Raw genomic sequence first — 20,703 nt, forward strand, 5'->3', positions numbered from 1 at the left:
ATGGGCCGTTTTTCGAAGATGCATGGACTGGGCAACGACTTTGTCGTGATCGACGCGCGGGAAACCGCGCTCGACATGACGGAGGCTCGCGCGCAGGCCATTGCCGACCGTCACGCCGGCATCGGCTGCGACCAGTTGATCCTGATCGGCAATAGCGACCGCGCCGACGTGTCGATGCGCATCTTCAACAGCGACGGCAGCGAGGTGGAGGCCTGCGGCAACGCCACCCGCTGCGTCCCCCTGTTCGTCGGCCGGGACGTGCTGATCGAGACGAAGGCCGGCCTGCTGGACGCAAGGGCCGTCGATGGCGGCGCGAGCGTCGACATGAGCGAACCGCGCCTCGAATGGGACGCGATCCCCCTCGCCTACGCCATGGACACGCTGGCCATGCCGGTAAGCTGGGAGGATCTGCCTGCCCCGGTCGCGGTCAATGTCGGCAATCCGCATGTGATCTTCTTCATGGACCGTCTGGACGGTGTGAACTTCGACCGTCTTGGGCCGTTGATCGAGCATGATCCGCTCTTCCCCGCCCGCGTGAACGTGAATTTCGCGCAGATGGTGGGCGACAATCATATCCGCCTGGTCGTCTGGGAACGCGGCGCCGGCCTGACCCGCGCCTGCGGAACCGGCGCCTGCGCGACGGCGGTGGCGGCGGTGCGGCGCAAGCTGGCGAGCGGGCCGACCACCGTGAGCCTGCCGGGGGGCGACCTTGTGATCGATTGGGCGCCGGGCGGGCACATATTGATGACCGGCCCTGCCACCCATGTCTTCGACGGCGAGGCTGACTGGGCGCGATTCTGACATGGGCGGGCCGCAGATCATCACGCTTGGCTGCCGCCTCAACATCGCGGAGAGCGAGGCGATTCGAGAGATTATCGGCCGCGAGATGCCGAACGCGCAGGATGATCTGGTCGTCGTCAACAGCTGCGCCGTGACGGCAGAGGCCGTGCGCCAGAGCCGGCAGGCCATCCGCCGCGCCCGCCGCGACCGCCCCGGTGCGCGGATCATGGTGACGGGCTGCGCCGCGCAGACGGAGCCGGAAACCTTCGCCGCCATGGCCGAAGTCGACGCGGTGATCGGCAATCGGGAAAAGATGCACCGGACATCCTATCTCCCGAACGGAGGAAGTGACCCGGTCAGGGTCTCCGACATCATGTCGGTCCGCGACACCGCTCCCCATATGGCCAGCGCCTTTGCAGAACATGCCCGCGCCTTCCTGGAGGTCCAGAATGGCTGCGACCATCGCTGCACCTTCTGCATCATCCCCTATGGCCGGGGCAACAGCCGCTCCGTCCCGGCCGGCGCCGTCATCGACAAGGCCAGGGAACTGGTCGGTGCGGGTTACAGGGAAATCGTCCTCACCGGCGTGGACGTCACCAGCTACGGCCCGGACCTGCCGGGCGCGCCGTCGCTCGGCCTGCTGATCGAACGCATGCTGAAGGGGGTGCCCGACCTCCCCCGCCTGCGCCTTTCCTCGCTCGACAGCGTGGAGATCGACGAGCGGCTGTTCGACATCCTCGCCCATGAGCCGCGCATGATGCCGCATCTGCACCTGTCGCTCCAGGCGGGCGACGACATGATCCTGAAGCGCATGAAGCGCCGCCACAGCCGCGCCGACGCCGTGCGCATCGTGGAACGCCTCAGGGCCGCCCGTCCGGAGATCAGCATCGGCGCCGACATCATCGCCGGCTTTCCGACCGAGGACGACGCCATGTTCGAAAACAGCCTCAGGCTGGTCGAGCAATGCGCCATCGTCCATGGCCATGTCTTCCCCTATTCACCGCGCGCAAATACCCCGGCCGCCCGCATGCCGCAGGTGGAGCGGGCCACCATCAAGGCCCGCGCCGCCCGGCTGCGCGCCGCCTGCGGGGCGCAACGGGAACGCTGGCTCCAGAGCCTCATCGGTTCCACCCAATCCGTGCTGGTCGAACGCAACGGGCTTTCCGGACATGCCGAAAATTTCGCCCCGGTGCGTTTCGCGACCCCGCAATCGCCCTCCTCCATCGTCCATGCGACCATCACGGCCCTTGAGAATGGCGCGCTGATCGCGCAAGAGGCAGCGTGAGAGACAATCATTTTTCCGTCATTCCCGCGCAGGCGGGAATCCATCTCCGGGCCGTTCCGCCTGGTGCACCCCATGGGAGATGGATCCCCGCCCGCGCGGGGATGATGCTGGTGGATAGACATGGCTGAAACATCCTGGCGCGATCGCCTCTTCGGCGGCCTCAAGCGCACCTCCGACAAGCTGGGCGAGAATCTCACCGGCCTCTTCTCCAAGGCCGCGCTCGACGAGCAGACACTGGACGAGATCGAGGAAGCGCTGATCGTCAGCGACCTCGGTCCCGCCATGGCCGCCCGCGTGCGCGACCGCCTGTCCGAAGGCCGCTACAACCGCGAACTGACCGAGGATTATCTGCGGGAGATCATCGCGGAGGAGATCGAGAAGGTTCTCGCCCCGGTCGCGCGCCCGCTGGAGATCGAGGCTTTTCCGCGCCCTCAGGTGATCCTGGTCATCGGCGTCAACGGTTCCGGCAAGACCACCACCATCGCCAAGCTCGCCAACCTCTTCCTCGAACAGGATTATGGCGTGATGCTGGCGGCGGGCGACACCTTCCGCGCTGCCGCCATCGGCCAGCTCAAGGTCTGGGCGGAACGGCTCGGCATCCCCATCGTCGCGGGCAAGGAGGGCGGCGACGCGGCGGGCATCGTCTTCGACGCGGTGAAGCAGGCGACCGCCACCGGCATCGACGTGCTGATCGTGGACACGGCCGGGCGCCTGCAGAACAAGACCGAACTGATGGACGAGCTGGCCAAGATCCGCCGCGTGCTCGGCCGGTTGAACCCGGCGGCGCCGCATGACGTTGTGCTGGTGCTGGATGCCACCACGGGACAGAATGCGTTGAGCCAGATCGAGGTCTTCAAGGAATTCGCGCAGGTGACGGGCCTCGTCATGACCAAGCTGGACGGCACGGCGCGCGGCGGCGTGCTGGTCGCCGCGGCGGAGAAATATCGCCTGCCGATCCATGCCATCGGCGTGGGCGAGAAGATCGAGGATTTGCGGCCGTTCGACCCGGGCGACATGGCGCGGGCGATCGCGGGAACCGCCTATGCGCGGTGATCGCTTCCCCTTCGTCATGCCGGCGCAGGCCGGCATCTCTGGCCTCCACGGCTCGACCCGGCCGCACGAGATCCCGGCTCCCGCCGGGATGACGGAGTGAACATATATGGCTGACCCGAAAAAACCGACCCATGGCGGCAATCTCAGCCTCGCGCTGGACTTCGGCCCTCTTCTCGTCTTCTTCCTGACCTATAAGGGCGCGGGCTGGCTCTGGGGGCCGGGCAACCCCATCACCGCGATGATGTTCGGCACCGCCGCCTTCATGGCCGCCATCGTCGTCGCCGTGATCGTCTCGAAGGTGAAGCTCGGCCGCGTGTCGCCCATGCTCTGGCTATCGGCGCTGCTGATCCTCTTCTTCGGCGGCCTCACCATCTATTTCCGCGACCAGAGCTTCATCCAGATCAAGCCGACCATCATCTACGCCTTCTTCGCGCTGATGCTGTTCGCGGGGCTGATGCGGGGCAAGGCGTTGCTTAAATATCTCCTCCAGGCGGCCTATGACGGCCTGACCGAGACCGGCTGGCGCAAGCTGTCGCGCAACTGGGCCCTTTTCTTCGTCGCCATGGCGCTCGCCAACGAAGTCATGCGACGGACCATGAGCTTCGATAGCTGGCTGGCCGTCAAGGTGTGGGGCGTGACCATCGTGTCGGTCGTCTTCGCTGCCGCCAACATCCCCATGCTGATGCGCCACGGCCTGGACCTGGGCGAAAAGCTGGACAGTGACGAGATCGGTGAAACCACCCCGCCCCAGGGTTGAATCGGCCGCCTAATTAAGATCGTTTCGCAATAGGCATATATCTGTTTTCATGGCCGCCGGGGGCGCATATGGGAGGGGCGCGGAGGCGTCCACGCCCCGACAGGACCATTGAACCAATCGACCGCACCATCCGTTCTGCGGCCGACCCATAACGAACCCGAGGAGTTCCGCCATGGCCTTTGTTCTTCCCCCCCTGCCCTATGCCAAGGATGCCTTTGGCGACATTCTGACCGCCGAAACCTTCGACTTCCACCATGGCAAGCACCACAATGCCTATGTCGTGAAGGCCAATGAACTGGTCGCCGCCGACGCCTCGCTCCAGGGCAAGTCGCTGGTCGAGCTGATCAAGTCGTCCAAGGGCGGCCTGTTCAACCAGGTCGGCCAGATCTGGAACCACACTTTTTACTGGCAGTCGCTGTCGCCGATCAAGACCGCGCCGTCCGGCCAGTTGCTCGACCTCATCAACGAGGGTTTCGGCTCGGTCGACGCGCTGATCGAAAAGCTGAAGGCCGAAGCCGTCGGCCATTTCGCCAGCGGCTGGGCCGCGCTGATCCTGAAGGACGGGAAGCTGGAAGTTACCAGCTACCATGATGCGGACACGCCCGTCGCGCATGAGGGCCATCAGCCGTTGCTGATCCTCGATGTGTGGGAACATGCCTATTATATCGACTATCGCAACGCGCGCCCCAACTATGCCGACCGCGTCCTCAAGGAAGCGATCAATTGGGACTTCGCCGCGCAGAATCTGGACGGCCAGGGCGTCAGCCGCGCCGAACAGCCGGCCTGAATGGAGGGCGCCCGCCGCGTGGATTGCGCGGCGGGCGGACCGCTCAAGCCTTTGTGAAGTCCGCACAACTGTTTCTTAACCCCGCGAGCGGAATATGCCGGGCGGGGACGAGGAAAGCGGTGCATGGACCTCGACGAATTGCAGAAGCAGCATGATGAGATAGAGGCGATGGCCGCCCGCTTTCATCAGGCGATAGCGGACGAAAGCGTTCCGCAAAGGCTGGGCCCGCTGCGGTGGCAGTTCGCCCGCCTGCTGATGGCGCATCTGGCGCTGGAAGACCGGATTTTCTACCCCAATATGCAACGGCAGCCGCACGAAAAGCTGCGCGGCACCGCGGCGCGACTCGAAAGTGAAATGGCGCCCATCGCCAGTGACTTCGCCGCCTATATGACGCGTTGGAGCGATGATCGGATCGAACGCGAATGGGCGGATTTCTGCCGTGAAACCCGTGCCATCCTGGCCAGCATCCTGAACCGGCTGCACAAGGAAGAAGGGCTGCTGATGCCCTTGCTGTCCGACGCCGGGCTGATCGATTCGGCCCGGATCAGGCGCGCAGGCTGAATTCAGCCTTCCTTTGCCGGAACCAAGCCCAACGCCTGGGCCAGTTCATCCAGATCGGCGCCCGGCCGCACCAGCAACCAGTCGCGCGATTTTGCACCGTCGACGACTGTGACCGCACCCTTGGGACAAATGCCGAGGCAATTGACCTCGACGATCCCAGCCGCCGCCTTGCGCCCCTTTTTCAGAGAAAGATGCCGGCGCAGCGCCCTGGCAAGCCGCTCGTCCCCGTCCCGGCCGAAACCGCCGTCCAGCTTCTTCGAACATTTGCGGCAGACCAGCACCGCATGATCCCAGTTCGACCGGACGCGATCCTTCAATCCGCCCGCTCCCGCGGTTTCCACGTCCGCCGCTCCTCCACCGCCCGCAGCACTTCATAGGCAGCCTGGATCGTCTGGAAACGCACAGCCGCCTGCGCGTCGCCGGGCTTCACATCGGGATGATATTCCTTGGCAAGGCGGCGCCAGCTCTTCTTCACGGCCTCGAAATCGGCGTCGTCCTCCAGCTCCAGCGCCTGCAGCGCATGCAACTCGTCGCGCGAGCGGCTGCCGTCACCCGGCCCGCCCCAACCATGATAGGCGCTGTTCTGATAACCGCCCGCGTCACGCCGCTCGGCACGTTCGCGCTGCTCCCGCTCTTCCTGGTCCAGGCCCTGAAAATAGTCCCAGTTGCGGTTATATTCCGCTGCATGGTCGGTGCAGAAATACCAGCGTTCGCGGCTGTTGGGCGATTTGGGCGCGGGGCAGTCGCCCGGCCGGTCGCAGCCATGCCGGTCGCACAGGCGCACCTGCTGCGCCTCACGCGATGCGCCGTAGCTGCGCCAGCGGGGAAAGCCCCAGTCATTGGATCGGCTGCTTCTTGCCATGGTTCCAAATTAGGCAGGCCGCAGGCGGAACACCACCCCGGCAGCCGATGAAATTGCCGTTATTTTAAATCCTCCCCATCTGCCGATGGCGAGGATTTAAATGCCAGAGGGCCTGTAAGCCGGGTTCTGTCCCCCTCTTGCGAAGGGTGGCGACCATTCCTCTAGGGGACGGATCGCTCCGTCCCTCAAGCAACCAACCCGGGCGGTCTCAGCCGAAACTGGCCTAGCAGCCGAAACTGCGCGCCGCCCCTATTCGGTCTTGCTCCCGGTGGGGTTTACCGTGCCGCCTTGCGTTGCCGCAGGCGCGGTGCGCTCTTACCGCACCCTTTCAATTTCGCTGAGCCGAAGCTGTAGCGACCTGCTTTCTGTTGCACTGTCCCTTGGATCACTCCAGCCGGCCGTTAGCCGGCACCGTCATTTCGTGGAGCCCGGACTTTCCTCGCCGTGGAAGTTACCCGCCACGCCGCGGCCGCCCGGCCCTCTGGCAGAGGGGCCTATACACAAATCCGGCGCCCCCGTCATCCCCGTTTGGGCGTCGTCCCCATTCAGTCGTCGCCCATCGGCTTGGGCAGCAGCAACGCCAGCAGGATCGCCCGGCACTCGCCATCGATGATTCCATCGATCAGTTCGGGCCGGAAGCGCCGCTGGAACGCGACCACCGCCGCCTGCGGCTCCGCAATGTCGTATCCGAAGCGCTCCAGCGCCAACATGAAGCCGCCGTCGCTCCAATGCGGGTCCATCAGATTCTTGGTCGGGCGCGGCAGGGCCAGCCGCAGACGCGCCAACTGGCCCCAGGGGAACAGTTCGCCGGGGTCCTGCTTGCGGGCCGGGGCGACGTCGCTATGCCCGACGATGTTGCCGCGGGTGATCCTGTGCCGCTGCACGATCTGGTGGATCAGCGGGATCAGCGATCCCATCTGCGCGTCCGGAAAGGGTCGATAGCCCCATTCATGCCCCGGATTGACAATCTCGATCCCGATGCTGGCCGAATTGATGTCGTCGATGCCGCGCCAATGGGCGCGGCCGGCATGCCAGGCGCGCTTTTCCTCATCCACCATGCGGATGACCTGCCCATCCTCCGTCACGACATAATGAGCGGATACCTTGGATTCCGGGCTGGCGAGCCAGTTGATCGCGGTCGCGGCATCGGCCATCCCGGTATAGTGCAGCACCAGCATGGAAATCGGCAGGCTGCGCTCGTCAAAATTGGGCGACGGCGTGTCGATCATCGGGAAGTCGTTCATCGCCAAGGGCCAGTCACTCGCATTCGTCCGTCAGCGCCTTCGGGCGCGCGGACAGACCATGGCCGACAGCGGCAGACCAATCAAGCAGGGCGCGGTATTTTCCCGCCGGGACGATCAGACCGCCCGGCGCATCGCTCCGCCCGATTGCGCCGCGGCGTCGGCGCGGCGTCCATAGCCGCCGCGGAATTCGGCATGGGGGACGAAATCCTCGCTATGGCCGATCACCGTCTCGCCCGCGCCCAGCAGCAGGACAGAGCCCGCATGGCTGTGCCGGGCGAGAAGACGCAGCACGCTCTGGCGGCGTTCGGGCGTGAAGTAGAGAAGCACGTTGCGGCAGAGCAAAAGGTCATATTCGCCCTGGGGCGCATGCGCGTCGAACAGATTGTCGGTGCGGAAATCGATCATCTGGCGCAGAGCCGAATTGGCGCGCCAATCGTCGCCCGAAGGGTCGAACCATTTGAGCAGGTCCCCCACCGGCAGGCCCCGCTGCACGTCCATCTGCGTGAAGATGCCCGTCTTCGCCTGCGCTATGGCGGCGGTGGAAATATCGGTCGCCAATATCTCGATCCGCCAGCCGCGCCAGCGCGCCATGTCGTTGCAAAGCTGGATCGCCAGCGAATAGACCTCCTGCCCAGTCGAACAGCCCGCGCTCCAGATACGCAGCGTCCGGTCCGATCGCTGTGCATGGATGCGCGGCAGGATATGGCGGTGGATCATGTCGAATATCTGGAGATCGCGGAAGAAGCTGCTCTCATTGTTGAGCAGCGCGTTGACCACGTCATTTTCCAGCATCGCATCCTTGTGCCCCATCAGCCGGGAGGCAAGTGCATCCATGTCGCTCAGCCCATGCGCCCGCAGCACCGGCTTCAGCGCCGTCTCCATCCGCCAGGCCCGGCTTTCGGACAGGATCTGACCGGTGCGCGCTTCCAGCAGGCCGGAAAAGATGCGCGCCGCCCCGCGCATGGGATCGGCGGAGGAAACGGAGCCGGACAGGAGGGGGTCGGCCGAAGGGGGCAATGCCATCAGTTTCTGTTCTTTCCTCTTCGCGCCACGAAATCCATGATCGCATGGGGTTCCAGCAGGGCGCAGTTCAATCCTTCTCCGGCGACCGATCCGGGCATGCCCCAGACCACGCTGCTCGCTTCGTCCTGCGCCACGATCCATCCGCCGGCCGCCACTATGTCCCGCGCACCGGCGGTGCCGTCCCGCCCCATGCCCGTCAGCACCACGCCGGCCGCGCCCGCGCCATAGGCCTGGGCCATGCTGGCGAACATCGGGTCGACGCCGGGCAGATTGCCGGTCGGCGTGCGCTGCGGATTGAGCACGACGGACACCCGAGCATAAAGCCCCCGCCGAAGCTGGAGATTGGCGTCGCCCGGCGCGACATAGACGATGTCCGGGGCCAGCAACTCGCCCTGCTCCGCCACCTTGACGCGCAGGGACGTCATCCGCCCCAGTTGCTGGACGAAATAATGGGTGAAGCTGGCGGGGAGATGCTGGGTCAGCAGGATCGGCACGCCCAGCGGCGCGGCCAGACCCGCGAAAAGCTGTCCCAGGGCATGGATGCCGCCGGTCGATGCGCCGATGCCCAGGCAGGCGAGCGGCTGGGCCGCCTGCTCCGGATCGGCCCGCAGCGGCGGCCGGACCGCCACAGGCATGGCTTCGCCGCTGAACAGGCGCGATAGGCGGTCGATCAGGGCCTGGGGGAAGTGCTCACCGAAGCTGCCGCTTCCCGGCTTCGCCAATATGTCGCTCGCGCCCAGCGCCAGCGCTTCTACCGCCGCGGCGCTCCCCTCCTCGCAATTGCCCGACAGGATCACGACCTTGGCGCGCGGATTGGTCCGCAGGATCGCGGGCAGCGCCGTAAGACCGCTCTGTCCCGGCAATTCTATGTCGAGCAGGATCAGGTCGACCTCATGGTCCCGCAAATAGCCCAGCGCATGTTCGGCGCTGTTGGTCTTGTGCGTGACGGAAAACCGCCGGTCGGCGTTCAATATCCGTTCGATGACCGTCCTGACCACGACCGAATCGTCGACGATCAGGGTACGCAGCGCCCTGTCCTCGTCGCGGCTGCTGGCCATGATCGGCACGTGAACGGTCATCGAGGGAAATCTTTCTGAACAAAATCGGGGAGGTCGGTCGAAGATCGCTCGATCCGAAGCGCTACGCCTAGATGACGCCGACGATCGTCAGCTTGCTTTCCAGCGTTTCGCGGTCGAACGGCTTCATCACATATTCGTCCGCGCCGGCTTCGACGGCGGCCTTGATATGGCTGATGCCGTTTTCCGTGGTGCAGAAGATGATCTTGGGCCGCGCGGACAGATTGGCGTCCGGCAACGCCTGGAGGAATTCCATGCCGCTCATCACCGGCATGTTCCAGTCCAGCAGGACCACGTCCGGCACGGACGTTTCGCATTGCGTAAGGGCGTCACGCCCGTCGACCGCCTCGCTCACCGAAAGATCGAGCGATTCCAATATATGGCGGGCAACTTTGCGGATGACTTTCGAATCATCCACGACCAGGCAGTTTTTCATAGAGCGTCCCTTGTTTTGCGTCCCATCGTCACAAGCCTTAACCGGCAAAGGCGAGGATTTGGTAAACGCCGGTACGAGATCGTGCGATCTGGCGTCATGCCGCCTGGGCGACGGTGCCGGCCTCGATGAAGCCGCTCAACGACACCAGCAGATAGGGCTGGCCCTCATGCTCCACCAGACCGCGGGCATAGGGCGCCCAGGCGGCATCGAGCTGGCCCCGCAGCGGCAGCTCGCCCTCCGGCACCTGGCAGATGTCGTGCACGGCATCGACCATCAGCCCATAGCTGTGGCCGCTGATGTCCGCGATGATCGCGAAGACCCGCCGCTCCATAGGCGTCGGCCGCCCCCGGACCAGCGCGGCGACGTCGATGACGGTCAGCACCCGGCTGCGCAGCGCGGACAGCCCGGCGACATGCGCGCCCATGCCCGGCACCGGCGAGATGTCGGTCAGCTTGACCACCGCCTCCACCTCCCGGGTTTCGACGGCGATCCTCGTGCCCGCCAGCGTGGCGAAGAGGTAAAGCTGGTTCATGCGGCTATTTCTCCGTTCCTATCGCCGCGATCCGGCGAGCGCGGCCATCAGCGCGTCCTGATCATAGCGATAGATGCTGCTGTCCTGGGGTCCGGCGGGTCGCGGCGTGGCGCGCAGATGGACGATGCGGCAGCCCAGCAGTTCGCTCGCCTGGGAGGCGTCCGATCCGGTGAACAGCACCACATCCTGCGGGTCGACCGCTTCGTCGGCGGGCAGGCCCATCACCACATCATGCCCGGCCTGGCGGAGCAGCGGCGCCAATATCTCGCGCGTCCAGCCATCTTCGCTGTCGGCCAGCAGGCAGCGACCGCCGCTCCGTTCCGCAACCGGCTCCTCCGGCAGGGCGGCGAACAGGGCGAAGGGGTTGATCACCTCCAGATGCTCGCCATCGATCACGGCAACCCCGCTCAACAGCCCATGCATCGCAACCATGTCCGGCACGGCGGGCATTTCCACGATGTCGAGCACCGCGGCAACCGGATAGCAGGCCTCCCTCGCGCCGTCGCGCAGGCGGAGCGCGGCGACCTTCTCCTCGGAAAAAGCATGATGGCCGTTGGCGACCGGCACCAGCCGCCCGTCCAGACGCACGAAGCCGCGCCCGCCCGACCGACCGAACAGCCGGGCATCTATGTCCTCGACCCGCTCGATCAGCGACAGCTTCAGCAAGCGCCGCTCGCCCGAATACTCCTCGAACCGCAAGGCGGGCACCATCTCGACACCGCCCTGCGCCTCCTCATCCTCCCCGGCCCGGCGGGCCGCATGATCGTCGATGATGTTGGGCAGGCGCGCCGCGTTGGCGAGGCCCGCCGCGTCCAGCAGCAGCATCGGCTTGCCATTGTCGGGCAGGGTCATGCCGGCATAGACGCCCGACGCCATCACCAGCGGCGATGCGGGACGGATCACCAGTTCCTCATGATTCTCCACCGCCGACACGCCCATGGCGAAGGGCACGCCGGTCGCGGAACGCACGACCATTACGGCACGCGGCCCGGACTGCGCGACCCGCTCCATGCCCAGCACGTCTTCCAGATCGATCATCGAATGGCGGATGGAGCGGATCGTCGCGATCTTGGCCCCGCCGACCTGCGCGATGTTCAGCGTCTCATTGTTGTCATGCAGGATTTCCACGACCGCAGCGCGAGGAATCGCGAAATGCAGGTCGCCGGCCCGCACGATCAATCCCGGAATGATGGTCAGCGTCAGCGGCACCCGCAAGGTGATGGTCAATCCGCAGCCGGGCCGGTTGTCGAGCGCGATGACGCCGCCGATCCGCTCCACATTGGCGCGGACCACATCCATGCCGACGCCGCGCCCGGAAATGGCCGTGACCTGACTGGCGGTCGAAAGGCCAGGATGGAAGATCAGGTCGAGCTTCTCCGCCTCGCTCATCCGCGCGGCTGCTTCCGGCGTCAGGCGGCCCGCGGCCATCGCCTTGTCGACCAGCCGGCCGGTATCGATGCCCTGCCCGTCGTCGGAAATCTCGATGACGATCTGGTTGCCCGACTGGCGCGCCTCCAGCTTCAGCCGCCCCGCTTCGGGCTTGCCCAGCGCCCGGCGCCTTTCCGGCGTTTCTATGCCATGGTCGATGCTGTTGCGGACGATATGGGTGAGCGGGTCGACCACCATCTCCACCATTTCGCGGTCCATTTCGACATCGCCCCCCTCAAGGCTGAGGTCGATGCGCTTGCCCAGGTCCCGGCCGAGATCGCGCACCATGCGCGGGATGGCCGTGAACAGGCGGTCGACGCGCTGCATCCTGGTCTTGGAAATGGCGTCGCGCATGTCCGCGACGCAGGTCGACAGTCTTTCGAAGGCGCTTTCCAGTTCCGGATCGCCCGACCGCTCGCGCAGCTTGCGCGACAGCTCGTTGCGGGCCAGCACCATGTCGGACACGCCGTTCATCAACTGGTCGATCAGCGACAGGGGCAGGCGGATCGTGCGCGGCGCCGATTGCCCGCCGGAAGCGCGCGCGACGGCGACGGACGCCGCCGGCGCCTCGCCCTCATCCGGCGCGGACGCTTCCTTCTCCGTCAGGGCGGCGATCAGATAATCGTCATTCTCCTGCGGCAGCGCAGCGCCGATGGCGACCGCCTCGGCCAGTTCCGCGATCCGGTCCATAATGCCCAGAACGGCGCTGACGGTGGCAGGATCGGCAAGGCGCTTGTCCGCCCGGATTTCCGACAACACATCCTCAGCCGCATGGCTCAGCCGTTCGAACCGCGGCAGGTTGAGGAAGCCGCAGCTCCCCTTCACCGTATGGAAAAAGCGGAAAATGGCGTCCAGCCGGTCGCGGTCCGTGGGGTCGGCTTCCCAGGCGACGACCTCCCCCGCCAGCGCCTCCAGCGTTTCCTGCGTTTCCGATATGAATTCCTGGAGTAGCTCGTCCATTCCACCGCCTCATGGGATAGGCGGCGGACCATGGCGCGGCTGTGGTTAAATCCCCGTTAAAGAGGGGTGGCACGGCAACCATGAAAGGAAAAGGGGCGCCGCGACCGGCAGTCGCGGCGCCCCTTTCGGCTCGGTAACAGCCTTGAACTTAATGCGCCTCGGTCTTCTCGACCGAGTCAGCCGCCTTCTCCCCGGCTTCGCGGGTGGCGTCCGCCTTGTTCTCCAGCGCGTCCGCGGCGTTTTCAGCGGCGCTTTCGGCATTGCCGCTCAGATTATCGGCCATCGCTTCCATATTGTCGGCCTGGTTGTCGATGGCGTCCGCCTGATTCTCATACGCGTTCTCGACCTTGTTCTCCTGCTTGGAATCGCATGCAGCAAGCGCGATCAGGCTGGCAAGGCCAAGGACTGATACGAAGGTTTTCACGGCGTTTTCTCCTGTTGCGCCCCCATGGGCTGACGTCATTCGGCAAGGGGACCGGATGCCCGGAACCCTGACGCCCATCAACTGGTCGCGCGAAGGATGGTTCCCGCCGCACGCTCCTTTCGTCGCGGAAACGACTTATTTTTTCAGGGAATCGCGAATTTCGCGCAGCAGCAGCACGTCCTCCGGCGTCGCGGCCGGCGCTTCCTCGGGCTTGGGCATCAGCTTGTTCACCGCCTTGACCAGCAGGAAGATGATGAAGGCCAGGATCAGGAAATTGACGAACACGGTCAGGAATTCGCCCCAGCCGAACATGGCGACATTGGCCGCCTTCAGGTCGGCATAGCTGTCCGGGTTCCCCTTGAACCCGGCGGGAATCTCGCCCAGCCGGATGAAATAGCCCGAAAAGTCGGCCCCGCCGAAGATATAGCCGACGACCGGCATGATCAGGTCGTCCGTCAACGACTTGGTGATGGTGGCGAAAGCCCCGCCGATGATCACGCCGACGGCCAGGTCCATGACATTGCCGCGATTGATGAACGTCTTGAATTCGGAAATCAGCCCCATGGCGAACCCCTTGTCCCGATTGCGATATGGACAGCATGAGCCGTTGCGAAGGCTTCGACAACCGCCTATTTCCTCACACGAAACAAGCCTGAGGATGTTCCATGACGATCCTGCGCCAGTTCCGCCTGTTCCTTCTGCCGCTGCTGGGCGCCTTTGCGCTCAGCGCCTGCGGCATCAACAGCGTCCCCGCCGCCGAGGAGGTCGCAAAGGCCAAATGGGCCGATGTGCAGGCGCAATATCAGCGCCGCGCGAACCTTGTCGGCAATCTCGTGGCCACGGTGAAAGCCGCCGGCAAGCAGGAGCAGGACACGCTGGTCAAGGTGACGGAGGCCCGCGCCAGGGCCACCTCCGTCCAGGTCAATGCCGAGGATCTGTCCGATCCCGCCAAGGTGCAGCAGTTCCAGCAGGCGCAGGCGCAACTGAGCCAGGGCCTTGGCCGCCTTCTCGCCTCGGTAGAGGCTTATCCGGAGCTCAAGACCAACCAGAATTTCCTCGACCTGCAATCGCAGCTCGAGGGTACGGAGAACCGCATCGCCGTCGCCATTCGCGACTATAACGAAGCGGTGCGCGCCTATAACACCCGCATCCGCACCTTCCCCGACGCGATCGGCGCCAAGATCATCCATGGCGCGAAGCCCATGACTCCGTTCCAGGCCACCACGCCCGGCGCGGAAGAAGCGCCGAAGGTCGATTTCGGCAACTGAGCCGGTGATGCTCCGCCGCCTGCTCCTGATCTTCGCGCTGCTGGTTTTCATGCCCGTGGCGGGAGGGACGGGAATCGCGCCTTCCGCTCAGGCCCAGACCTTCCCCAAGCTGACCGGCCGGGTGGTGGATGACGCCGCCCTGCTCTCCCCTCAGCAGAAGCAGGCGTTGACCGACAAGCTGGCGGCGCTGGAGCAGCAGAGCGGGCGGCAACTGGTGGTGGCGACCCTGCCCGACCTCCAGGGATATGACATATCCGATTATGGCTATCGGCTGGGCCGCGCCTGGGGAATCGGGTCCAAGGACAAGAATGACGGCGCGCTGCTGATCATCGCCCCCAATGAGCGTAAGGTGCGGATCGAGGTCGGCTACGGCCTGGAAGGCATCATGACCGATGCGCTGTCGTCCCAGATCATCCGCAACGCCATCACGCCCCGGTTCAAGGCCGGGGACATGCCCGGCGGGATCGATGCGGGCGTGGACGCCATCGGCAAGCTGCTGACCCTGCCCCCCGAAGAAGCCAAGGCGCTGGCGGCGCAGGCCGAAGCCAGGGCGCGCGACGCAGCGGACGATGGCGGGGCATTCATGGCGATATTCTGGCTCGTGGTCGTCGCGATCATCGTGATCGCCATGCTTTCCGGGCGGGGCAAGGGACGGCGCTATCGGGGCGGATCGGGACCGATCATCCTGTGGGGGCCGGGCGATTCCGGATGGGGCGGCGGCGGTGGATCAGGCTGGGGCAGTGGCGGCTGGGGCAGCGGCGGCGGCTTTTCGGGCGGCGGCGGCAGCTTCGGCGGCGGCGGCGCGTCGGGGGACTGGTGATGCGCCTGATCATGAACGAAGCCGATCACGACCGCGTGACCGCTGCGGTGGCCGAAGCGGAGAAGGCGACGGATGGCGAGATCGTCACCATCGTCGCGCGCCGGTCGGACGCCTATCATGATGCAGGGCTGCACTGGGCCATCGGCGCGGTGTTCCTGGCCCTGTCGGCGGCGGCGGCCTTCCCCCTGCATTTCCGGCGCTTATGCTCCTGGCTGCTGCAAAGCTGGGAGCATGAGGTGGAGGACTGGAAGCTCTTGACGGTCCTGCTCAGCCTGCTCATCCTCAAATTCCTGATCGTCCGCTATGCACTCGCCTGGATGCCGCTGCGCATGGCGTTGACGCCCAAGGCCACCAAGGCCCGCCGCGTGCGCCGCCGTGCCATCACCCTGTTTCGCGCGGTAGCCCAGGGGCGCACGCGCGGACGGACCGGCGTGCTCATCTACCTCTCGCTGGATGAGCATCGGGCGGAACTCGTCGCGGATGCGGCGATCAACGAAAAGGTCGCTCCGGAAATTTGGGGCGAGGCCATGGCCGCACTGATCGACGGCGTGCGCGCAGGCCGCGCCGCCGAAGGCATGGCGGAAGCGGTGCGGCAGGTCGGCAGCGTGCTGGCCGAATATTTTCCGGCGACCGGCGACAATCCCAATGAATTGCCCGACAGGTTGATCGAATTATGAGCGAGCAGGACGGGGCTTCCCCCGAAGAGATCATGTGGGAAGGCCGCTTCATCACCGCCAAGCGCCGGGGCAGGTGGGAATATGTCGGCCGGGCGCGGGGCATCCATGCCGCCGTCATTCTGGCCGTGGACGAGGCGGCGGACGGGCGGCATGTGTTGCTGGTCGATCAATATCGCGTGCCACTGGGCCGCCGCTGCATCGAATTGCCCGCGGGCCTTGTGGGCGACCATGACGAGGGCGAGGAAGCCGTGCTGGCCGCCACTCGCGAACTGGAGGAGGAAACCGGCTACCTGCCCGGCCGGATGGAGGCTTTGGGTGAATTCTACAGTTCGCCCGGCATGGTGTCGGAGAGCTTCACGCTGTTCCGTGCGCATGACCTCATGAAAACCGGCGATGGCGGCGGCGTGGAAGGCGAAGATATCCGCGTGCACCGCGTGCCGCTCGACAGGATTCACGACCGGATCGCGGCATGGCGGACGGAAGGCTTCGCAATCGACGTGAAGCTGCTGTTGCTGCTGGGTGCGGGCATCGTGGGCTGAGGCCTTTTGCAGGGCGAGGCGCTCCAGGCCGTCCCGCCCTGTAAATGCATCACCTCCGCCAACGTGCGGTCACCTCAACCGTCCGCTGTCGAAACGGTCCCAAGTCGATCCAGGCGATGATCACGCTCAGCCAAAGGTCACAGACTGCCGAAACCAGGGGCTTCGCCACGGGCATTGCCGTCGATGCGGGTCGGCCGTCTCCAGCCGATCCGCGGGCGCTTGCGCAGGCGGAGGGTCGGCCAGTCGCCGCGGTCCGTCCGTTCCGCCAGGCGCATTCCCTGGGCGCGATAGGCAGCCAGCACCGCACCGGCCTGTTCATTGAGCAGCCCCGCAAGGACGATGGTGCCGCCTTCCTCCACCAGCGCGCAGAGCGAGGGAGCAAGTTCGATCAGCGGACCGGCCAGGATATTGGCGATCAGCAGGTCATAGGGCGCGCGCGTCGCAATAGCCGGGTGATCCACGCCGGCAGCCGTGTAGAGCGCGAGTTGCCCCTGTCCCTTGCCCGTCGCAATCCCGTTGGCCGCCGCGTTGGCAGCGCTGATCTCCACCGCGACGGGATCGATGTCGGACGCCGTCGCATAAGCACGCGGCCAAAGGTGGAGCGCCGCGAAGGCAAGCAGGCCAGTGCCCGTTCCGATGTCCGCGACATTGCCGAAGCGCATGCCGACCCGCCGCATGCGGTCGAGCATGATCAGGCAGCCCGCCGTGGTTTCATGCTGGCCAGTGCCGAAGGCGCGGCTCGCCTCGATCAGGAAATTGACGTGACCGGGCGCCGCCGGGTCGCTGGCGAGATTGCGGACATGGAAACGCCCCGCAGTGACGGGTTCCAGCCCCTGCTGGCTCAACGTCACCCAATCCTCGTCGGGCAGTTGCTCGACCAGCGGCTTGACGCCGGCGGCGCTGGGGACGAGCGAACGGAGCAGCCGGATCGCGGCGGGGCTCGGCTGGCCTTCGAAATAGGCGTCGAGCCGCCAGCTTTGTTCATTATCGGGCTCCGCCTCGCTGGTCATCAGCACAGGCGGACGATCCATCAGCGCGAAGGCGGCAATGTCGCCATCCAGCGCTTCGGCCTCCGCACGGGTGCATGGGAAGGTGACTTTCCAGCTTTGCGCCTTCTCTTCGGCCAGCGCGGATGGGGTGGCAAGGTCGTTCATGTCGCGGCCTTTAGACCTTTGGCGGATGGAGGGGAAGCAGGCACATCTGCCGGGGATGCAAGCCTTGGGTGATCGAGGACATCAAACCCCTTCCCTGAAGCAGGGGGGAAGCGCCGGTGTCCGCAATTTCCCAGAACGAAGCATATATAAGAAAAGGGCGAGCTTCGCAGCCCGCCCTTCCCTGTTTCCCGCCGTTCGCGCGGCTTAGTAAACGCGCGCCTTGGGCTTGATATATTCCGCCTCGTCCGTGAGCGTGTAATCGTGCACCGGACGGTAGTCGAGCGTCACCTTGCCGCCCTTGCCGCCCCAGCCCTCGAACCAGCTTACGGTGTGCTTCATCCATTCGGCGTCGTCGCGGTTCGGGAAGTCCTCATGCGCATGGGCGCCGCGGCTTTCCTTGCGGTTTTCCGCGCTGACCATGGTGCAGACAGCCTGGGACATCAGATTGTCCAGTTCCAGCGTCTCGATCAGGTCGGTGTTCCAGATCAGCGAGCGGTCCGAAACCGCGACGTCCTGCAAGCGGCCATTGACCTCTGCCATCTTCGCGACGCCCTCCGCCAGCAGCGCGCTGTCGCGGAACACGGCGGCGTGCTTCTGCATGGTGTGCTGCATTTCCAGGCGGATCTTCGCCGTGGGCGAACCGCCCTTTGCATTGCGATAGTGATCGAGGCGGCCCAGCGCCAAGTCGGCCGCGTCCTTGGGCAGCGGACGATGCGAGCCGTTGGGCTTGATCGTTTCCTTGAGGTGCAAGCCGGTCGCGCGGCCGAAGACGACGAGATCGATCAACGAGTTGGAACCCAGGCGGTTCGCGCCATGGACCGAAACGCAGGCCGCTTCACCCACGGCATAGAGGCCCGGCACCACGACTTCGGGATCGTCACCGACCTTCGTCACCACCTGCCCATGATAATTGCAGGGAATGCCGCCCATATTATAGTGGACGGTCGGCGTCACCGGCAGCGGCTGGCGGGTCAGGTCGACACCGGCGAAGATCTTGCCGCTTTCGGTGATGCCCGGCAAGCGTTCCGCCAGCACCTTGGGATCGATATGATCGAGGTGCAGGTAGATATGGTCCTTGTTAGGACCCACGCCGCGCCCTTCGCGCATTTCCATGGCCATGGAGCGCGACACGACGTCGCGCGACGCCAGATCCTTCGCGGAAGGCGCATAGCGCTCCATGAAACGCTCGCCCTCGGAATTGGTGAGGTAACCGCCCTCGCCCCGCGCGCCTTCCGTGATGAGCACGCCCGCGCCGTAGATGCCGGTCGGGTGGAACTGCACGAATTCCAGATCCTGCAAAGGCAGGCCCGCGCGCAGCACCATGCCGCCGCCGTCGCCGGTGCAGCTATGCGCCGAAGTGGCGGAGAAGTAAGCGCGGCCGTAACCGCCCGTCGCCAGCACGACCGCCTTGCTGCGGAAGCGATGGATCGAACCGTCTTCCATGCAGATGGCGATGACGCCCCGGCATTCCTTGCCGTTCGGGCCGTCTTCCATGATCAGGTCGATGGCGAAATATTCGATGTAGAAGTCCGCGTCATACTTCAGGCTCTGCTGATAGAGCGCGTGCAGCATGGCGTGGCCGGTACGGTCGGCGGCGGCGCAGGTGCGCTGCACCGGCGGGCCGGCGCCCATATTCTGCATGTGGCCGCCGAAGGGACGCTGGTAGATGGTGCCATTGTCGTTACGGCTGAACGGAACGCCCGCATGCTCCAGCTCGATCACGGCGGCCGGCGCCTCGCGCACCATATATTCGATGGCGTCCTGGTCGCCCAGCCAGTCCGACCCCTTGACGGTGTCGTACATGTGCCAGGTCCAGTGGTCGGGCGAGTTGTTGCCAAGGCTCGCCGCGATGCCGCCCTGCGCCGCCACCGTATGGCTGCGGGTCGGGAACAGCTTGGTGATGCAGGCGGTCTTCAGGCCCGCTTCCGCGCTGCCCATGGTGGCGCGCAGGCCGGAGCCGCCGGCACCCACGACGACCGTGTCATAGGTGTGGTCGATGATCTTGTAGGCTTCGCTCATTATTTGACGATCCCCGTGAAGGCGATCTTGGCGATCGCGAAGATGCCCGCGGCCGCGCCGCCAATGGCATAGAAGTTCAGCAGCAGGATGCAGAAGAAGTTGAGGCCCTTGTCGTGGACATAGTCCTCCAGCATGATCTGCATGCCCAGGCGCAGGTGATAGAAGATGCTGACCAGCATCAGCATCAGCGGCACCGCCACCAGGGGCTGCGCGATCCAGTTATGGACGCTCTGATAGTCGAGGCCGGGCAGGGCGATCAGGCTGAACAGCAGCCACAGGACCAGCAACAGGTTGCCGACGGCGGTATAGCGCTGCGCCAGCCAGTGATGCGCGCCATGCCTCGCCGATCCAAGACCGCGGACGCGGCCGATTCCGGTTCCGGTTCCCATCAGAATTTCCCCGTGCAGATGGCGGCCCAGAAGGCGATGGTGAGGAGCATCGAGAAGACGAAGGTCAGCAGCGACCAGATCTTGTTGTTCTTGAGCTCATAGCCCGCGCCCAGATCGAGCACGAAGTGGCGAAGACCGGAGCAGAGATGCTGGAAGAAGAACCAGCTAAGGCCGGCCATCACCAGATAGCCGATGGGCGAAGTCGCGCATTTGACGAAGGTTGCATAGGCATCCGGCCCCATGGCGGCGGCCATCAGCCACCAGACCAGTCCCATCGCGCCGACCGTCGCAAGACCGTTGCCGGTCACGCGGTGCATGATGGAGACGGCCATGGCTGGCCCCCATTTCCAGATCGTCAAATGCGGCGAGAGCGGCCGGCTCGTGGTTCGCGCCATATCTTCCCTACGTCCCTGATGTTTGTCCCTCGAGTCCCGTCCCCTTAGGAGCGATACGCCAAGAGGGCAAGCCGCCCTGACCACGCGACGGGGCGATCCCCGCCAGGCCGGCGGAACATTTCCGGGATGAGGAACCATGCAGGCCGGTTTTCGGCGGTCGATGACGGGTAAAGCGCCAAAGGATCGGGATCGGGGCCGAATGTCCGCCGATCCTAAGAAGTGATTAACCAAATG

24 protein-coding genes and 1 other RNA gene are annotated in these 20,703 nt (G+C 65.2%); 10 read left to right on the forward strand and 15 right to left on the reverse strand.

Annotation, left to right across the window (positions count from 1 at the left end; genetic code table 11):
* From dapF to EWH10_RS01415, 6 genes are all read left to right on the forward strand, one after another.
* Positions 1–801, forward strand: coding sequence for a diaminopimelate epimerase (gene dapF / locus EWH10_RS01390; RefSeq protein WP_065846007.1), 801 nt, complete (start codon positions 1–3; stop codon positions 799–801).
* Between the two features lies 1 nt (position 802).
* The gene (gene mtaB, locus EWH10_RS01395; protein WP_044662716.1) at positions 803–2,065 is read left to right on the forward strand and encodes a tRNA (N(6)-L-threonylcarbamoyladenosine(37)-C(2))-methylthiotransferase MtaB; all 1,263 of its coding nucleotides are present in this window, start codon (positions 803–805) and stop codon (positions 2,063–2,065) included.
* Between the two features lie 120 nt (positions 2,066–2,185).
* Positions 2,186–3,118 (forward strand): signal recognition particle-docking protein FtsY, encoded by a 933-nt coding sequence (gene ftsY / locus EWH10_RS01400; RefSeq protein ID WP_025547600.1) that lies wholly within the window; start codon positions 2,186–2,188, stop codon positions 3,116–3,118.
* Between the two features lie 106 nt (positions 3,119–3,224).
* Positions 3,225–3,875, forward strand: a complete 651-nt coding sequence (ispZ, locus tag EWH10_RS01405) for a septation protein IspZ (RefSeq protein WP_044662717.1) — start codon at positions 3,225–3,227, stop codon at positions 3,873–3,875.
* A 172-nt stretch (positions 3,876–4,047) separates the two neighbouring features.
* The gene (locus EWH10_RS01410) at positions 4,048–4,662 is read left to right on the forward strand and encodes a superoxide dismutase (RefSeq protein WP_044662718.1); all 615 of its coding nucleotides are present in this window, start codon (positions 4,048–4,050) and stop codon (positions 4,660–4,662) included.
* Positions 4,663–4,785: 123 nt separating this feature from the next.
* Positions 4,786–5,223 (forward strand): hemerythrin domain-containing protein, encoded by a 438-nt coding sequence (locus tag EWH10_RS01415; protein WP_044662719.1) that lies wholly within the window; start codon positions 4,786–4,788, stop codon positions 5,221–5,223.
* Between the two features lie 2 nt (positions 5,224–5,225).
* On the opposite strand, the gene EWH10_RS01420 is transcribed toward EWH10_RS01415, so the two are convergent.
* The 11 genes from EWH10_RS01420 to mscL all read right to left on the reverse strand — a co-directional run bounded on the left by EWH10_RS01420 (position 5,226) and on the right by mscL (position 13,772).
* The gene (locus EWH10_RS01420; RefSeq protein WP_025547605.1) at positions 5,226–5,564 is read right to left on the reverse strand and encodes a hypothetical protein; all 339 of its coding nucleotides are present in this window, start codon (positions 5,562–5,564) and stop codon (positions 5,226–5,228) included.
* Complete coding sequence (locus EWH10_RS01425; protein WP_044662720.1) at positions 5,537–6,085, reverse strand: J domain-containing protein; 549 nt, start codon at positions 6,083–6,085, stop codon at positions 5,537–5,539. The genes EWH10_RS01420 and EWH10_RS01425 overlap by 28 nt, the downstream gene beginning before the upstream one ends.
* A 99-nt stretch (positions 6,086–6,184) precedes the next feature.
* Positions 6,185–6,570, reverse strand: an RNA gene (gene rnpB / locus EWH10_RS01430) — RNase P RNA component class A.
* Positions 6,571–6,630: 60 nt separating this feature from the next.
* Positions 6,631–7,329: an N-acetylmuramoyl-L-alanine amidase gene (locus EWH10_RS01435; RefSeq protein ID WP_025547608.1), complete on the reverse strand. Its 699-nt coding sequence runs from the start codon at positions 7,327–7,329 to the stop codon at positions 6,631–6,633.
* Between the two features lie 114 nt (positions 7,330–7,443).
* On the reverse strand, positions 7,444–8,352 hold the full coding sequence (locus tag EWH10_RS01440; RefSeq protein ID WP_229742409.1) for a CheR family methyltransferase: 909 nt from the start codon (positions 8,350–8,352) through the stop codon (positions 7,444–7,446).
* Positions 8,352–9,431: a chemotaxis protein CheB gene (locus tag EWH10_RS01445; RefSeq protein ID WP_025547611.1), complete on the reverse strand. Its 1,080-nt coding sequence runs from the start codon at positions 9,429–9,431 to the stop codon at positions 8,352–8,354. Before EWH10_RS01445 ends, EWH10_RS01440 begins: the two co-directional genes overlap by 1 nt.
* A gap of 67 nt (positions 9,432–9,498) precedes the next feature.
* The gene (locus EWH10_RS01450; protein ID WP_025547613.1) at positions 9,499–9,864 is read right to left on the reverse strand and encodes a response regulator; all 366 of its coding nucleotides are present in this window, start codon (positions 9,862–9,864) and stop codon (positions 9,499–9,501) included.
* A gap of 94 nt (positions 9,865–9,958) precedes the next feature.
* Complete coding sequence (locus EWH10_RS01455) at positions 9,959–10,396, reverse strand: chemotaxis protein CheW (RefSeq protein ID WP_044662721.1); 438 nt, start codon at positions 10,394–10,396, stop codon at positions 9,959–9,961.
* 18 nt (positions 10,397–10,414) lie between these two features.
* On the reverse strand, positions 10,415–12,784 hold the full coding sequence (locus tag EWH10_RS01460) for a chemotaxis protein CheA (protein ID WP_044662722.1): 2,370 nt from the start codon (positions 12,782–12,784) through the stop codon (positions 10,415–10,417).
* Between the two features lie 148 nt (positions 12,785–12,932).
* Positions 12,933–13,208: a hypothetical protein gene (locus EWH10_RS01465; protein WP_025547617.1), complete on the reverse strand. Its 276-nt coding sequence runs from the start codon at positions 13,206–13,208 to the stop codon at positions 12,933–12,935.
* A 135-nt stretch (positions 13,209–13,343) separates the two neighbouring features.
* On the reverse strand, positions 13,344–13,772 hold the full coding sequence (gene mscL, locus EWH10_RS01470) for a large conductance mechanosensitive channel protein MscL (protein WP_065846006.1): 429 nt from the start codon (positions 13,770–13,772) through the stop codon (positions 13,344–13,346).
* Between the two features lie 101 nt (positions 13,773–13,873).
* Here mscL and EWH10_RS01475 point away from each other — a divergent pair, with 101 nt between their 5' ends.
* Genes EWH10_RS01475 through EWH10_RS01490 form a run of 4 tightly spaced genes read left to right on the forward strand, consistent with a single transcriptional unit; the run spans position 13,874 to position 16,512 of the window.
* On the forward strand, positions 13,874–14,476 hold the full coding sequence (locus tag EWH10_RS01475; RefSeq protein WP_025547620.1) for a LemA family protein: 603 nt from the start codon (positions 13,874–13,876) through the stop codon (positions 14,474–14,476).
* A gap of 7 nt (positions 14,477–14,483) precedes the next feature.
* Positions 14,484–15,296, forward strand: coding sequence for a TPM domain-containing protein (locus EWH10_RS01480; RefSeq protein ID WP_044662724.1), 813 nt, complete (start codon positions 14,484–14,486; stop codon positions 15,294–15,296).
* Positions 15,296–15,973, forward strand: a complete 678-nt coding sequence (locus tag EWH10_RS01485; protein WP_044662725.1) for a TPM domain-containing protein — start codon at positions 15,296–15,298, stop codon at positions 15,971–15,973. The genes EWH10_RS01480 and EWH10_RS01485 overlap by 1 nt, the downstream gene beginning before the upstream one ends.
* On the forward strand, positions 15,970–16,512 hold the full coding sequence (locus tag EWH10_RS01490) for an NUDIX hydrolase (protein WP_044662726.1): 543 nt from the start codon (positions 15,970–15,972) through the stop codon (positions 16,510–16,512). The genes EWH10_RS01485 and EWH10_RS01490 overlap by 4 nt, the downstream gene beginning before the upstream one ends.
* 137 nt (positions 16,513–16,649) lie before the next feature.
* Here EWH10_RS01490 and EWH10_RS01495 read toward each other — a convergent pair whose 3' ends face one another.
* The 4 genes from EWH10_RS01495 to sdhC form a co-directional block, all read right to left on the reverse strand.
* Positions 16,650–17,666, reverse strand: a complete 1,017-nt coding sequence (locus EWH10_RS01495) for a 50S ribosomal protein L11 methyltransferase (RefSeq protein WP_044662727.1) — start codon at positions 17,664–17,666, stop codon at positions 16,650–16,652.
* A 204-nt stretch (positions 17,667–17,870) separates the two neighbouring features.
* Positions 17,871–19,685 (reverse strand): succinate dehydrogenase flavoprotein subunit, encoded by a 1,815-nt coding sequence (gene sdhA / locus EWH10_RS01500; protein WP_025547629.1) that lies wholly within the window; start codon positions 19,683–19,685, stop codon positions 17,871–17,873.
* Positions 19,685–20,074, reverse strand: a complete 390-nt coding sequence (gene sdhD, locus EWH10_RS01505) for a succinate dehydrogenase, hydrophobic membrane anchor protein (RefSeq protein WP_044662728.1) — start codon at positions 20,072–20,074, stop codon at positions 19,685–19,687. Before sdhD ends, sdhA begins: the two co-directional genes overlap by 1 nt.
* Positions 20,074–20,406: a succinate dehydrogenase, cytochrome b556 subunit gene (gene sdhC / locus EWH10_RS01510; RefSeq protein WP_371873063.1), complete on the reverse strand. Its 333-nt coding sequence runs from the start codon at positions 20,404–20,406 to the stop codon at positions 20,074–20,076. Before sdhC ends, sdhD begins: the two co-directional genes overlap by 1 nt.
* Positions 20,407–20,703 lie beyond the last annotated feature (297 nt).

It is taken from the genome of Sphingobium fuliginis (assembly GCF_004152845.1).
Taxonomy (GTDB): domain Bacteria; phylum Pseudomonadota; class Alphaproteobacteria; order Sphingomonadales; family Sphingomonadaceae; genus Sphingobium; species Sphingobium fuliginis.